This is a genomic window from Streptosporangium sp. NPDC020072 (assembly GCF_040631445.1).
Lineage (GTDB): Bacteria > Actinomycetota > Actinomycetes > Streptosporangiales > Streptosporangiaceae > Streptosporangium.
Window position 1 is genome coordinate 278,062 of record NZ_JBEYAB010000004.1, and the last position, 14,336, is coordinate 292,397.

Consider the following 14,336-nt stretch of genomic DNA (forward strand, 5'->3'; position numbering starts at 1 on the left):
CCATCGGTTGGGTAGCTCGCTGGCTCGTTTCCGTATTGTCCGAATTCGTAGCGTTGCTCCTGCAAGGCAGTGAATTCGAAGACGGGGGACGACAGGTGTCGACGCACGCGGTGCGCCTCAACGCGGTGACCAAGACATACGGCAGGAAGGTGCACGCGCTACGCGGCGTCACGGTCGACCTGCCCCGGGGCGGCTTCACCGCCGTCATGGGGCCGTCGGGCTCGGGCAAGAGCACCTTCCTGCACTGCGCGGCCGGACTGGACACGCCCACCTCGGGCACGGTCCACATCGGCGACGTCGAACTGTCGCGGATGAACGAGACCCAGCTCACCGAACTGCGCCGGGACAGGGCGGGCTTCGTCTTCCAGGCGTTCAACCTGATCCCCTCGCTCACCGTGACCGACAACGTCCTGCTGCCGTTCCGGCTCGCGGGCACCAGGCCGGACCACGCCTGGGTGGCCGAGGTGCTCGGCAGGGTCGGGCTCGGCGACCGCGCCGGGCACCGCCCCTCCCAGCTCTCCGGCGGCCAGCAGCAGCGGGTGGCCATCGCCCGCGCCCTGGTCACCAGGCCCGAGGTGGTCTTCGCCGACGAGCCGACGGGCGCGCTGGACACCCAGACCGCCGCCGAGGTGCTCACGCTGCTCCGCCAGGTGGTGAACACCACCGGCCAGACCATGGTGATGGTCACCCACGACCCGGTCGCCGCCTCCTACGCCGACCGGGTGCTGTTCCTCGCCGACGGCACGCTCGTCGACGAGATGTACGCCGCGGGACCCGACGCCATCGCGGGCCGCATGGCCTCGCTCGGCCGCCTGAGGGCCGTGCCGTGCTGAAACTCGCCTTCGCCACCTCGCGTGGCCGCGCGATCTCCCTCGTCGGGTCGTTCCTCGCGCTGTTCTTCGCGGTCGTCCTGGTCGTCTCGTGCGGGCTGCTCCTGGAGAGCGGTGTACGCGCCAGGATCCCCACCGAACGCTACGGCGCCGCCCCGGTCGTGGTCGCCGGCCAGCAGAAGATCACCTTCGTGAAGGGCGAGGCCGACATGGGCCTGCCGCTCTCCGAGCCGGTCGCGATCCCCGCGAACCTCGCCGAGAAGATCGGCAAGGTGCCCGGTGTCACCGGGGTCGTGCCCGAGACCGCCTTCCCCGTCGGCCTCACGGGCGCCGAGGGCCGGGTGGTCGGCCGTTCCTGGGGGTCGGCGGGGCTCACGCCGTACCGGCTGGTCAAGGGACGCGCGCCCGCTACGGCCGGAGAGGTCGTCACCGACGTCACGCTCGGCAGGAAGGTGGGCGAGAAGGTCGGCGTCGCCGGCAGGGACGGCCTCCGCGAGTACGTCGTGACCGGTGTCGCCGGACCCGGCCTCACCCGGCAGCCGTCGGTCTTCTTCACCGGGGAACGCGCCGGGGAACTGTTCGCCAGGCCGGGGAAGGTGTCGGCCTTCGGGGTGTTCGGCACCGGTGACGGGCTGGCCGACCGGGTCGAACAGGCGCTCGGCGACTCCGTGGCCGTCTACTCCGGCGACCAGCGGGGCCTGGCCGAGACCCCCTCGGCGCACGAGGGCCGGGAGATGCTCATCGGGCTCGGCGGCAGCCTCATCGGCATCGTCGTCATGGTGGCGGTGCTGGTGGTCTCCGGCGCCTTCGGCCTGGCCGTACGGCAGCGCGACCGGGAGATCGCCCTGCTGCGGGCGGTCGGCGCCACCCCCAAGCAGGTCCGCGCCATGATCGGCAGGCAGGCGCTGGTCGTCGCCGCGGCGGCCATTCTGCCCGCGCTGCCGCTCGGGGTCGTGCTGGGGAGGTGGATGTTCGGCCAGTTCCTGGCCCGGGGCATGGTGCCCGAGGGGTTCGCACCGGTCGTCGGCCCCATCCCGCTGCTCGCGGCCACGGCCCTCGGGCTGCTCACCGCCTGGCTGGCCGCCCGCGGAGCCGTACGGCGGGCCGCGAGCATCAAGCCGACCGAGGCCCTGGGCGAGGCCATGGCCGAGCGCAGGGAGCTCGGCAGGGGCCGCATGATCACCGGGCTGGTCTTCCTCGGCATGGGCGTGGCCGCCTCCGGCCTGTCCATGGTCGCCGCGGGGGAGACGGCCGCGATGAGCGCGAGCGCGATCGTGCTCCTGCTGATCACCGCGGCCTCCCTCCTCGGCCCCTGGCTGGTACGGCTCGCCGCGACCCTGGCGGGTGGCCTGGTCAGGCGGACCTCACCGGTCGGCGGCTACCTGGCCGTCGCCAACACCAGGACCGCGGCCAAGCGGCTGGCCTCGGTCGCCAGCCCGCTCATCCTGATGTTCGCCTTCACCTCGACCACCCTGTTCGCCCAGTCGACCGTGGGACACGCGACCACCACGCAGGCGATCGAGGGCAACCGCGCCGACTACGTCCTTGAGGCGAGCCCCGGGCTGTCCCCCGAGGTCGCCAGGGCCGCCCGCGCCCTGCCCGGCGTCACGGGCGTCACCGAGACGATCAGGACCCAGGTGCTCGCCGACACGGTCGAGCTGGGCGAGCGCACGTTCAAGCCGATGGGGGCCGTCGGCCTGACCGTCCCCGCGCACGGCATCGACCTCGGCGTCACCTCCGGCTCCCTCGACCGGCTGCGCGGCGACGGCGTCGCGCTGAGCAGGCTGGCCGCCGACGGCTTCGGCGCCACGGTCGGGCAGGAGGTCCGGCTGCTGCTCGGCGACGGCACCCGCCTGACCCGCACCGTCGTGGCCGTCTACGAACGCGGCCTGGGGTACGGCGAGGTCGCCCTGCCGTACCAGGTGGTCCGCGACCACTCGGAGACCGGGATGGCCGAGCGCCTCTACGTCACCGGTGGCTCGAAGGAGCGGCTCGCCGCGCTGGCCCCCGGCCTGACCGTCCTCGACCGGGACGGCGCGGGCGCCGCGGTTAACGCCGTCCAGGAGTTCAGCGACTGGGCCAACCTCCTGGTGGTCGGGATGATCATCGTGTTCATCGCGATCTCGGTGGTCAACACGCTGGTGACGGCCACCGGCGCCCGGGTGCGGGAGTTCGCGCTGCTGCGCCTGGTCGGGGGGACCCGGCGGCAGGTGCGCGGGATGGTCCGCTGGGAGGCGCTGCTGGTCGGCGGTCTCGCGGTGGTCGCGGGAACCCTGATCACGGCGCCGACCCTGATGGCGCTCAGCTACGGGATCACGGGGTCGCCGCTGCCGCACGTGCCGTACCTGACGTACGGGGCCATAGCGGCCGTCACCCTGGGGCTCGCCTACGCCGCCACCCTCGCCCCGACCCGGACCGCCCTGCAGGGCCACCCCGCCACCCAGATCCGCGCCTGATCCTCCTCCGGGCTCCGACATATGTAGCGACGAGGTGCCCGGCCGTCCCTCTCACAGGGCGGCCGGGCGCCCGGCTTCACCGGTGGTTCAAGCCCATGAGACCCGGCTGAACGGGTGTTCGAGACCGTGCTTGACGTTATGCAGGCAAATGCCTGCATAATTGGGCCGTGAAGCCCGAAGCGACAGAGATGGACCTGGCGTTCAAGGCGCTGGCCGACTCCACCCGGCGGCTCCTGCTCGACAGGCTGCGTGAGCACAACGGCCAGACGCTGCGTGAGCTGTGTGAGTGTCTGGACATGGCACGCCAGTCGGCGACCCAGCACCTCGACATCCTCCAGCGGGCCAACCTCGTCACGGTCGTACGGCGCGGCAGGGAGCGGCTTCACTACCTCAACCCGGTGCCGATCCACGAGATCGAGCAGCGGTGGATCTCGGGATTCGACCAACCGCGCCTGCGGGCGTTGACCGCCATCAAGGACAGGGCAGAGGAGTACGCCATGACCGACGAATCCACATCCATGCCGAGCTATGTCTACGTCACCTACATCCGCGCGACGGCGGAGCAGGTGTGGCGGGCGCTGACGGACGCGGATCTGACGGCGCGTTACTGGTACCACGCCAACGTCTCGGACTGGCTGCCCGGCTCGACCTGGGAGCACCGGCGCCTCGACGGATCGGACACCGTCGCGGTCGTCGGCGAGGTGCTTGAGGCCGAACCCCCGAGACGCCTGGTCATCACCTTCGAGGACGAACCCGGTGCCGACCGGGAGGCGTCGGTCGTCACCTTCGTCATCGAACCGCACCAGGACATCGTCCGTCTGGCCGTGACCCACGAGAAGCTCCCCGACCGGGAGATGTACCGCGGCATCGCGCACGGCTGGCCCGCCGTGCTGGCCGGACTCAAGACCCTGCTCGAAACCGGCGAGGCCCTCCCGCAGGCTCCGTGGGACATGCCCCGGCTGGAGGTCTGACCCCTGTACGTTCCGGACCCATCAGGAGGAAGAGATGCTCGACACGACCCCGCTCAGAGACGCCTGCCGTGACCTGCTCGAAGCCGCGGCCACGGTCGCGGACTCCGGCATGAGACCCGCTCCGCCACCTGACGAATGGGGCGCCGAACAGATCCTGGCGCACGTCGTCATCGTCAACGCCGTCACCCTCGCCACCGTCTCCGACGTCGCGGCGGGGGTGGACGCGACCTACGACAACCGCGCGGCGCTCTACGCCTGGAACCTCGACCGCGTCATCGCGCTCTCCGGCGGCGACGCCGGGCTCCGGGAGCGGATCCGGTTCCAGGGGGAGGCCCTGTGCGCGCTCGCCGGGTCCACGCTGAGCGACGCCGAACTCGACACGGAGGTGCCCACCCTGCTGCTGTCCAACGGCACGGTCCTCGTCGACCAGCCCATGCCGCTGAGGGTCCTCCTCAAGGGCCTCGCGGAGGTGGAGATCCCCGGCCACACCCGGCAACTCCTGGCCCTGCTGCCCGACCACGCCCTCCGTACGGCGGAGACGGCCCTGAGCGCCTGATTCCCCGACGACAGGCGACCCGTCGGGGGGCGGGTCGCCCACACGCGATCGATAAAGCCGACAAATGCCCCTTTAGTCTCATAAATAGGACTAGTTGATCGGGGGAGCGAATGGACCGCCTCAAGGAGAAGGTCGCGCTGGTCACCGGGGCGGGCAGCGGCATCGGCCGCGCCGCCGCGCTGCTGATGGGCGCGCAGGGCGCCCGGGTCGCCGTGGCGGACCGTGACGGACAGGCCGCCAGGGAGACGGCCGACATGATCGACGGCGGCCTCGCGGTGTCGGTCGACGTCATGGACGAGGGCTCCGTGGCCGCCATGGTCGGCGCCACGGTCGCCGAGTTCGGCCGCCTGGACGTGCTCTGCAACCACGTCGGCGGCACGGACCCGCGCACCGACCTGGACCTGCTGCGGCTGGACATGGCCGAGTTCGACCGGGCCGTCGCCCTCAACGTGCGCAGCACCCTGCTGGGCTGCCGGTACGCCCTTCCCCACATGATCGAGGCCGGTGGCGGCTCGATCGTCAACACCGCCTCGGTGGCCGGACTGGTCGGGGACGTCCTGCAGATCTCCTACGGCGCGGTGAAGGCCGCCGTCATCAACCTCACCAAGTCGATCGCCGTGCAGTACGGCCCGCACCGCGTGCGCTGCAACGCCGTGGCGCCGGGGGCGGTGGTCACCCCGGCGCTGCTGGACAACCTCCCGCGGAACGTCGTGGACGACCTCCTGCGCCTCAACGCCCTGCCCTACCTCGGCACCCCCGAGGACATCGGCCACGTCATGGTCTTCCTGGCCTCCGACGAGTCGCGCTACCTGACGGGGCAGGTCCTCGTCGTCGACGGAGGCATGACCACCCAGTCCCCGGCCGCCCCCGGCCGCCGCTCCATGCTTCCCCCGGCCCCCTGAGAACGGGACGACCGAAAAGGGGGACCCGGGGAACAAGGGTTTTCGGGAGGGCGTTATCGTCACATTGACGAAATAGAGGTGCCTCTAGCGATCCCCACAAGGAGGCGGCAGTGACGATCCCGGCCATTCCCCTGAAGTTGACCGCGCCCCCACCGGGCTGGATAGTCGAGGCCGACGTCGTCGTGGTCGGTTCAGGCGTAGCGGGGCTGACCCTCGCGTTGCGCGCCGCCGCCCTCGACCCCGGCGCGAAGGTCCTGGTCGTCACCAAGGACGTGCTCTCGGCGGGCTCGACGCGCTGGGCCCAGGGCGGCATCGCCGCCGTGCTCGACCCGGCCGACACCCCCGAGGAGCACCTGTCGGACACCCTCGTCGCCGGCGTCGGCCTGTGCGAGGAGGAGGCCGTACGCGTCCTGGTCACCGAGGGGCCGGACGCGCTGCGCGAGCTGATCGCGACCGGCGCCAGGTTCGACACCGACCAAACGGGTGAGCTGCAGCTCACCAGGGAGGGCGGCCACCGCCGCGACCGCATCGTGCACGCGGGCGGCGACGCGACCGGGGCCGAGGTGCAGCGGGCGCTGGTCAAGGCCGTCGGCGAGTCGTCCATCCAGGTCATCGAGCACGCCCTGGTGCTCGACCTGCTCAAGGACGCCGACGGCCGGGCCACCGGGGTGACCCTGCACGTCATGGGAGAGGGCGAACGCGACGGCGTCGGCGCCGTCAGGGCCCGCGCCGTTGTGCTGGCCACCGGAGGCATGGGCCAGGTCTACGCCGCGACCACCAACCCCGTCGTCTCGACCGGGGACGGCGTCGCGCTCGCGCTGCGGGCCGGGGCCGTGGTCAGGGACGTGGAGTTCGTCCAGTTCCACCCGACCGTGCTCTGGCTCGGAGAGGACTCAACCGGCCAGCAGCCGCTGATCTCCGAGGCGGTCAGGGGCGAGGGCGCCGTCCTGATCGACGCCGAGGGCGACCGCTTCATGAAGGGCGTCCACGAACTGGCCGACCTGGCTCCCCGCGACGTCGTGGCCAAGGCGATCACGCGGCGGATGCGTGAGACCGGCGCCGCCCACATGTATCTCGACGCCAGGCACTTCGGCGCGGAGAAGTGGCGCACCCGCTTCCCGACGATCCTCGCGGTCTGCCTCGAACACGGGATCGACCCGGTCACCCAGCCCATCCCCGTCGCCCCGGCCGCCCACTACGCCAGCGGAGGCGTCAGGACCGACCTGCGGGGCCGTACCAGCGTGCCCGGCCTGTACGCCTGCGGAGAGGTCGCCTGCACCGGGGTGCACGGCGCCAACCGGCTGGCCTCGAACTCCCTGCTCGAAGGCCTGGTGTTCGCCCGCCGCATCGCCGACGACATCCACGCCGAGCGCGCCGTACGGCCCGCGCCCGGTGAGCCCGTCGACGACGGACGCCAGGCCGGGTTGATCGACCCCAGGGCCAGGCCCAGGATCCAGGGGCACATGAGCATGGGCGCGGGGGTGCTGCGCAGCGGCGCCTCCCTGGGCGAGACCGCCAAGGCGCTGCTGAACGTCCGGTGGACCCCGGTCGCGGTCGAGCCGTGCACGGAGTCGTGGGAGACCACGAACCTGCTGACGGTCGCCTCCGCGCTGGTCGCCGCGGCCCGCGACCGGGAGGAGACCCGCGGGTCGCACTGGCGTGATGACTTCGCCGGACGGAACGATGAATGGTGGCTCGGGCACCTCGACGTGACCCTGACAGCGGAGGGAACGACCATGACATATGTGCCGCACGGACGAGGCTCCGACGCGCTGCCGCCGCGGGTCGAGGCGGCCCTGGCCGAGGCGGGCGTCGAACCGGCCGAGGTCGCGGCGCTGATCGAGGTCGCCGTGGCCGAGGACCTCCAGGAGGCCGGTGACGTCACCAGCCTCGCCACGATCCCCGAGGGGCTGACCGCCACCGCCGACGTGGTCGCCAGGGCCGACGGCGTCGTGGCCGGACTGGCCGTGGCCGAAGGGGTGTTCGCCCGTGTGGGCGGGAGCCGCCTGACGGTCGAACGCGTGGCCAAGGACGGCGAACGGGTGGCGCGGGGTGACGTGCTGATGACCGTCTCCGGCCCGGCCCGCGGCCTGCTCACGGCCGAGCGCACGGCGCTCAACCTGCTCACCCACCTGTCCGGCGTGGCCACCCTGACCGACCGGTGGGTGCGGGCCGTCGAGGGCACGGGCGCACGGATCAGGGACAGCCGCAAGACGCTTCCCGGGCTACGGGCGCTGGAGAAGTACGCGGTGCGTTGCGGCGGCGGCGTCAACCACCGCATGTCCCTTTCGGACGCCGCGTTGATCAAGGACAACCACGTGGTGGCCGCGGGCGGGGTGGCCGAGGCCTTCCGCGCGGTCAGGGACGCCTACCCGGGGTTGCCGATCGAGGTCGAGGTGGACAGGATCGACCAGATCGAGCCGGTCCTCACCGAGGGGGCGGAGGAGGTCCTGCTGGACAACTTCACCGTCGAGGAGATGTCGCGGGCCGTACGGCTGGTCGCGGGCAGGGCCCGGCTTGAGGCCAGCGGCGGGTTGACCTTGGAATCGGCTCGTGACGTAGCCGAAACAGGGGTTGACTATCTTGCCGTTGGCGCGCTCACCCACTCGGCGCCGGCCCTTGACATCGCCTTGGACCTTCGGGGGAACTGATGCTGCTCGCCATCGATGTCGGTAACACCCATACCGTCCTCGGCCTGTTCGAGGGCGAGGAGGTCATCGAGCACTGGCGGATCGCCACCGACGCCCGGCGCACCGCCGACGAGATCGCGGTCGTGCTGCAGGGGCTGCTCGGGCAGTCGCCGCTGCTCAAGGGCACCGACGTCGACGGCATCGTGCTCTGCTCGACCGTGCCGTCCGTGCTCAACGAGATGCGGGAGATGTGCCGCCGCTACTACGGCGACGTCACCGCCGTGATCGTCGAGCCGGGCATCCGCACCGGGGTCCCGGTCAGGATGGACAACCCGAAGGAGGTCGGCAGCGACCGGATCGTCAACGCCCTGGCCGCCATCCAGCTGTACGGCGGGCCGTGCGTCATCGTCGACTTCGGCACCGCCACCTCCTTCGACGCGGTCTCGGCCAAGGGCGAGTACGTCGGGGCGGTCACGGCCCCCGGCATCGAGATCTCGGTGGACGCGTTGGCCGCGGCCGGGGCGCAGTTGCACAAGGTCGAGCTGATCCGGCCGCGCTCGGTGATCGCCAAGAACACGGTCGAGGCGCTGCAGGCGGGCATCATCTACGGCTTCGCCGGGCAGGTGGACGGCATCGTCGAGCGGATGGCGGCCGAACTGGCCGACGACCCCGACGAGGTCACCGTCGTCGCCACCGGCAGCGCGGCGCCCCTGGTGGTCAGCGAGGCGCGCTCGGTCGACGTGCACGAACCGTGGCTCACGCTGATCGGCCTGCGGCTCATCTACCACCGCAACACCACCTGAGGCCCGGTCTCCTTCGCGGAGAAAAAGCGGGAAACACCCTCTGGCGGACATCGGTAACCTTGTCCTGTGACCGATGAAGTGACCACCCCAGCCGACGATCTGCCGGAGCAGATGCGCGTGCGCCGGGAGAAGCTCGACCGCCTCCGTTCGGAGGGCGTCGAGCCGTACCCGGTGAACTTCCCGCGCACCGCGACCAACGGCGATGTCCGCGAGAAATACGCCGGCCTCGACGCCGACACCGCGACCGGCGACAGGGTGGGCGTCACCGGTCGGGTCATGCTGTCGCGCACGGGCGGCAAGCTCTGCTTCGCCACGATCCGCGACGGCTCGGCCGACCTCCAGGTCATGATCTCCCTGGACCGGGTCGGCGAGGAGTCCCTGGCGGCGTGGAAGCGCGACGTCGACCTCGGCGACCAGATCGGCGTCGTGGGCGAGGTCATCACCTCCCGCAGGGGCGAGCTGTCGATCCTGGCCGACAGCTGGACGATCACCTCCAAGTGCCTGCGCCCGCTGCCGGACAAGCACGCCGGGCTCACCGACCCCGAGGCGCGGGTCCGCCAGCGCTACGTGGACCTCATCGTCAACGACGAGGCGCGCAAGATGGCCTACACCCGCAGCGCGGTCGTGCGGTCCATCCGTGACTTCTGGCACGAGGAGGGGTTCCTGGAGGTCGAGACGCCGATGCTCCAGCCGATCCACGGCGGGGCGGCGGCCAGGCCGTTCAGGACCCACATCAACGCCTACGACATGGAGCTCTACCTTCGCATCGCGATCGAGCTCTACCTCAAGCGGCTCGTGGTGGGCGGCATCGAGAAGGTCTTCGAGATCAACCGCAACTTCCGCAACGAGGGCGCGGACGCCACCCACAACCCCGAGTTCACGATGATGGAGGCCTACGGCACCTATCTCGACTACAACGGGATCGCCGACCTGACCCAGCGGATGATCCAGCGGGCGGTCGTGGCCGCCCTCGGGCACTCCGTGGTGGTCCACGACGGCCAGGAGATCGACCTGGGGCTGCCGGTGTGGCCGAGGGTCACCGTTTACGGCTCGGTCTCCGAGGCACTCGGCGAGGAGGTCACGACCGAGACCCCGCTCGACCAGGTCCGCAAGCTCGCCGACGCGCGCGACATCCACTGGGACGCCAAGTGGGGTCAGGGCAAGCTCGTGCAGGAGCTGTTCGAGGAGCTCGTCGAGCACACCCTCGTCCAGCCGACGTTCGTCATGGACTACCCGCTGGAGACCTCCCCGCTGGCCAGGACGCACCGGGACAACCCGCTGCTGACCGAGAAGTGGGACCTGATCGGGTTCGGCACCGAGCTCGGCACCGGTTACTCGGAGCTGAGCGACCCGATCGAGCAGCGCCGCCGCCTCACCGAGCAGTCCCTGCTCGCCGCGGGCGGCGACCCGGAGGCCATGCAGCTCGACGAGGACTTCCTCACGGCCCTTGAGTACGCCATGCCGCCGACGGGTGGCGTGGGGGTCGGCGTGGACCGTCTGATCATGGCCTTCACCGGTAAGAACATCCGCGAGACCATCCTGTTCCCGCTGGTCAAGCCCACGGGCTGACCCTTCCTTCCCTGCACCGGGCCCGTTGCCCGGCTCCCCTCACGGCGGGCCGGGCGGCGGGCCCGGTCTCATGTGGGGACCCGGAGCCCGGTGATTTGATTGGGGCCAAACGGAGGACGGAAACTCTATTTCCAGTGTGTTCGATACCGTACGGTAAACGGCACGTTACGCCAGATTTGCGCCGAATGCCGTAAATCTGGGGCATGGCATCCTCCCATTGCGGAGGGTTTCCAACCGCCACGTCAAGGGGTAGTGAGGCGCTCGGCGAAGCGCGCGGAAGGGCTCCACTTTTTCCGGCGAAATTCACATATAGGTCATAACCATACGGCCGACCGGCGCCGGGGCCGTGGTCGGCGGGGCTCCGGCGAAACCTTGGTCTGCGAGGACGTGGCGCGCGGCGGGCGCCCCCGGCCACGGACCCTGACTTGTCCGTGACTTAACCATAAAGGCGCCGACATATCATGAGTACTTCACGTAGCGACCACTATGTCAACAGCGCGTGCTACCTCTATGAAGTGTGGAACTTGACGACCTTTGAACAAGCCGTTTACCGTTCCTGACGGGCGACACTGATTCCAGACAACTCACGCCTCGATTAGCAGGTGCGGGGGGAGCGACTCCAGATGGCATATCCCGAAGTGGATTCCCGTCGCGGCGACAGCCTCCTGGGCATGGGCGAGGTCGGCCTCACAGATGAGGATCTCGTGCTGCTGGCGGAGCTGGCCAAGGGCGTCACGGTCGACCGGGTCGGACGCCGCCTCGACATCAGCGGAAGAACGGTCCGCCGTAGACTCCGCGGAATCTGCGACCGCATCGGCGTGGCGACGGCCATCGAGGCGGTCGCCTGGGCGGCCCGCAGACGCCTCATCTGAGGCGAGCCCTTACCCGAAGCCGTCCCGGGCCCCCGCGTACGGCAGGGGCCCCCTGAGGGGCCGCTGTGGCCGTACGCGACCCGGGTGCGTCCTTCCCCGAACCGCCGTCGGCGGTTCGGGGCGGTCCGGCCGGCCCAGCCGGTTCAGGCGGTCCGGGCGGTTCAGGCGGCTCAGTCGGCGATGCGCACCCCGCCCGCGAAGGGACGGTTGTCGATCGGGGCGATGTGAATGACGTCGCCGGTCTGCGGCGCGTGGACCATGAGGCCCGCGCCGATGTAGATCCCGACGTGGTGCAGGTCGCTGTAGAAGAAGACGAGGTCTCCCGGGCGCAGGTCGCTCCTTGAGGAGATGTGGGTGCCCGCGGTCCACTGGTCGCCCGTGTAGTGCGGCAGGCTGATGCCGACCTTCTGGTAGGCCCACATCACCAGGCCGGAGCAGTCGAAGGAGTTGGGGCCCTCGGCCCCCCACACGTACGGCTTGAGCTGCTGGGTGAGGGCCCAGCGGGCGGCCTCGGCGGCCTTGCCCGAGCCGATGATCGGCACGTTGACCTTGACCCGGCTGCCCCGGTTGCGCCCGGCCTGCGAACGCACCTCGCTGAACAGGTCGCTCTCGACCCGCTTCACCAGCCGTTCGATCTTGGTCCGCCGGTCACCGAGGTCGGACAGGAGGTCCTTGACCTCGTCGGTGCGGGCCTTGGCGCTGGCCTGCGCGCGCTGGGCGGTCTCGATCGCCTTGCTGACCTGCGCGACCTCCTCGCTCTGCTGCTGCTGGAGCGCGTAGTTCGTGGTGGCCTGGTCGAGGAAGGTGTCCGGGTTGGACGACTGGGTGAAGGCCAGCGCCGAGGCGAGCCCACCCGCCATGTAGGTGCTCTGGGCGAGCAGGGTGGCCTTGGTGCGCCGCTCGGCCAGCTGTGACTCGCTGGCGGCGAGGGTCTTCTTCGCGCTCTCCGCGGCGCGCTGCGCCTGCTTGAGCTTGACCCGCCCGCCGTTGTACTGCTCGGTGAGCGTCTCGATCTCGGTGTGCAGCTTCTCAGCCTGCTTGGCGAGCTCCTGCAGACTCGGTTTCGGCTCCGCGGTCGCGGCGAAGGGGGCGCCGAGGAGCAGGGAGGCGAAGGCGAGCCCGGCGATCACCACCTTGTGCCGCGGCCTGCGCACCCGGTGTTCTCGATGGCGGGCGTTCCCGCCCGCGCTCTCTCTCCCACGGTTGCGCGTGCGCTTCACCAACAGGCTCCTCTCTCGGCCGCCTACCGGGTTAGCTGACGGGTTCGGGCCGGAGGCAGCCCTACCGAGGCGCCGGTGGCACATCGGATTCACCCCGGGGGACGGCTGGAGGGTGGGTCCCCGGTTCCCCGAGTCGGGGATTCGGCGGCGCAGCACTTTACGGGTGCTGACATCGAGGACGGACATTAGTGCAATTGGCGGTTCATGCTCAACCAGAACTGTGAAGCCGGTGGAGCTTTCGCAACTGAAATGTCACGGTCGGGTCACGCAATTTCATGATCGACATATGTGCCACGCCGGGCATCCGCCTCCCCTGGCACGGGGGCGGAGATTCTCGCAGGTCCGGGCCTTCGGACGGGGCCGGTCGAGGCACGCCCGCCGGGCGGCCTCCCGGGGCGCGAAGAAGACGGCGAGATTCATCCGGCGGACCCTGCGGCCGAGATAAGGGCAGGCCGTAAACAAGCGGTGACGAGGACGTACTCTGATCAGTCATGGAGCAGGTTGCGCAACAGTCCCCGGTGCGGGCCGTACCCGGCCGGGACGAGGTTTCCCCGGAGGCCCCGGAAGGGGAGTCGGCGGCGGTCTCCGGCGACGTCCCGGAAGGATCGTCGGCGGAGATCACGGTGCGCAGGGCCAGGACGCCGGACGTCCGCGCCATCCGCCGCCTGGTCGACACCTACGCCGGAGCGGGGCCGCGCCTGCTGGAGAAGGCGACCGTCACCCTTTATGAGGACATCCAGGAGTTCTGGGTGGCCGACGTGGCGGGAAAGGTCGTCGGCTGTGGAGCACTGCACGTCCTGTGGGAGGACCTGGCCGAGATTCGCACGGTCGCCGTCGATCCCGACTGCCGGGGTATGGGAATCGGCCACCGGATCGTCTCCCGTCTCATCGGCGTCGCCGGAGACCTCGGACTGCGCAGGGTCTTCTGTCTCACCTTCGAGATCGATTTCTTCGCGAGACACGGATTCAGGCAGATCCAGGGCACACCCGTCGCGCCGGAGGTCTACGCGGAACTTCTCGCCTCCTATGACGAAGGTGTGGCAGAGTTCCTTGATCTGGAGCACGTCAAGCCGAACACCTTGGGAAACACCCGGATGCTGCTCCATCTGACACCGCGGGGCCACTAGCTTGACCGTGGTGCTGACTGATCGGAAAGGTGACTGTTGTTACCTATGTCGATACGTTGTGCACCAGCAAGCATGTGAGTCTGACATGTGCCACATGCGCAGTCGAAGTGAGGTGACGCGGTGAGCACCGGACAGCCACCGTATCCGCAGGATGATCCCGAGCGCGACCGCACACCGTCGGGGCATCCGCAATACGGACAGAACGCGGGTCGAGCCCCCGGAGAACTCGATCCCGATGTGACAGTCGTGGGATATCGATCGGAGGCCTCACAGCCGAACACCGGACCTGGGCAGACCCAGCCCGGGTACGGCCAGCAGCAGGGTTACGGCCAGCAGGCCGCCCAGCCCGGTTACGGTCAGCAGGCCGCTCAGCCCTCCTACGGCCAGGACTACGGTCAGC

Annotated in this window: 11 protein-coding genes and 1 riboswitch; of the genes, 10 read left to right on the forward strand and 1 reads right to left on the reverse strand. The window is 70.2% G+C overall.

The features are described 5' to 3' along the window. Positions 1-95 precede the first annotated feature (95 nt). The 9 genes from ABZ470_RS10910 (at position 96) to ABZ470_RS10950 (ending at position 11,589) form a co-directional block, all read left to right on the forward strand. Complete coding sequence (locus ABZ470_RS10910; RefSeq protein ID WP_352014113.1) at positions 96-833, forward strand: ABC transporter ATP-binding protein; 738 nt, start codon at positions 96-98, stop codon at positions 831-833. Next, positions 827-3,286 carry an FtsX-like permease family protein gene (locus ABZ470_RS10915; RefSeq protein WP_362911185.1) on the forward strand — a complete coding sequence of 820 codons (2,460 nt, stop codon included), beginning with the start codon at positions 827-829 and terminating at the stop codon, positions 3,284-3,286. Before ABZ470_RS10910 ends, ABZ470_RS10915 begins: the two co-directional genes overlap by 7 nt. Positions 3,287-3,453: 167 nt before the next feature. Beyond that, complete coding sequence (locus ABZ470_RS10920; RefSeq protein ID WP_362911186.1) at positions 3,454-4,257, forward strand: SRPBCC domain-containing protein; 804 nt, start codon at positions 3,454-3,456, stop codon at positions 4,255-4,257. Positions 4,258-4,291: 34 nt separating this feature from the next. Further along, a complete protein-coding gene (locus ABZ470_RS10925) occupies positions 4,292-4,813 on the forward strand; it encodes a hypothetical protein (RefSeq protein WP_362911187.1) in 522 nt (173 codons plus the stop codon). A gap of 110 nt (positions 4,814-4,923) precedes the next feature. Next, complete coding sequence (locus ABZ470_RS10930; RefSeq protein ID WP_352014109.1) at positions 4,924-5,715, forward strand: SDR family NAD(P)-dependent oxidoreductase; 792 nt, start codon at positions 4,924-4,926, stop codon at positions 5,713-5,715. Positions 5,716-5,825: 110 nt separating this feature from the next. Further along, positions 5,826-8,366 carry an L-aspartate oxidase gene (locus ABZ470_RS10935; RefSeq protein ID WP_362911188.1) on the forward strand — a complete coding sequence of 847 codons (2,541 nt, stop codon included), beginning with the start codon at positions 5,826-5,828 and terminating at the stop codon, positions 8,364-8,366. After that, the gene (locus tag ABZ470_RS10940; RefSeq protein WP_352014107.1) at positions 8,366-9,148 is read left to right on the forward strand and encodes a type III pantothenate kinase; all 783 of its coding nucleotides are present in this window, start codon (positions 8,366-8,368) and stop codon (positions 9,146-9,148) included. The genes ABZ470_RS10935 and ABZ470_RS10940 overlap by 1 nt, the downstream gene beginning before the upstream one ends. A 66-nt stretch (positions 9,149-9,214) precedes the next feature. Further along, positions 9,215-10,717: a bifunctional lysylphosphatidylglycerol synthetase/lysine--tRNA ligase LysX gene (gene lysX / locus ABZ470_RS10945; RefSeq protein ID WP_352014106.1), complete on the forward strand. Its 1,503-nt coding sequence runs from the start codon at positions 9,215-9,217 to the stop codon at positions 10,715-10,717. Between the two features lie 671 nt (positions 10,718-11,388). Next, positions 11,389-11,589, forward strand: coding sequence for a LuxR C-terminal-related transcriptional regulator (locus ABZ470_RS10950; RefSeq protein WP_352014153.1), 201 nt, complete (start codon positions 11,389-11,391; stop codon positions 11,587-11,589). A gap of 170 nt (positions 11,590-11,759) precedes the next feature. On the opposite strand, the gene ABZ470_RS10955 is transcribed toward ABZ470_RS10950, so the two are convergent. Then, a complete protein-coding gene (locus tag ABZ470_RS10955) occupies positions 11,760-12,809 on the reverse strand; it encodes an NlpC/P60 family protein (protein ID WP_362781041.1) in 1,050 nt (349 codons plus the stop codon). 5 nt (positions 12,810-12,814) lie between these two features. Beyond that, positions 12,815-12,966: riboswitch (cyclic di-AMP (ydaO/yuaA leader) on the reverse strand. A 334-nt stretch (positions 12,967-13,300) separates the two neighbouring features. On the opposite strand from ABZ470_RS10955, the gene ABZ470_RS10960 reads away from it, so the two are divergent. After that, the gene (locus ABZ470_RS10960) at positions 13,301-13,936 is read left to right on the forward strand and encodes an amino-acid N-acetyltransferase (protein WP_362911189.1); all 636 of its coding nucleotides are present in this window, start codon (positions 13,301-13,303) and stop codon (positions 13,934-13,936) included. The last annotated feature ends 400 nt before the right edge of the window (positions 13,937-14,336 follow it).

Excerpts from the sequence above, each read along its gene's own strand:
- ABZ470_RS10925 (WP_362911187.1), top strand. The coding sequence starts at position 4,292 with ATGCTCGACACGACCCCGCTCAGAGACGCCTGCCGTGACCTGCTCGAA.
- ABZ470_RS10930 (WP_352014109.1), top strand. The coding sequence starts at position 4,924 with ATGGACCGCCTCAAGGAGAAGGTCGCGCTGGTCACCGGGGCGGGCAGC.
- ABZ470_RS10940 (WP_352014107.1), top strand. The coding sequence starts at position 8,366 with ATGCTGCTCGCCATCGATGTCGGTAACACCCATACCGTCCTCGGCCTG.
- ABZ470_RS10950 (WP_352014153.1), top strand. The coding sequence starts at position 11,389 with ATGGGCGAGGTCGGCCTCACAGATGAGGATCTCGTGCTGCTGGCGGAG.
- ABZ470_RS10960 (WP_362911189.1), top strand. The coding sequence starts at position 13,301 with ATGGAGCAGGTTGCGCAACAGTCCCCGGTGCGGGCCGTACCCGGCCGG.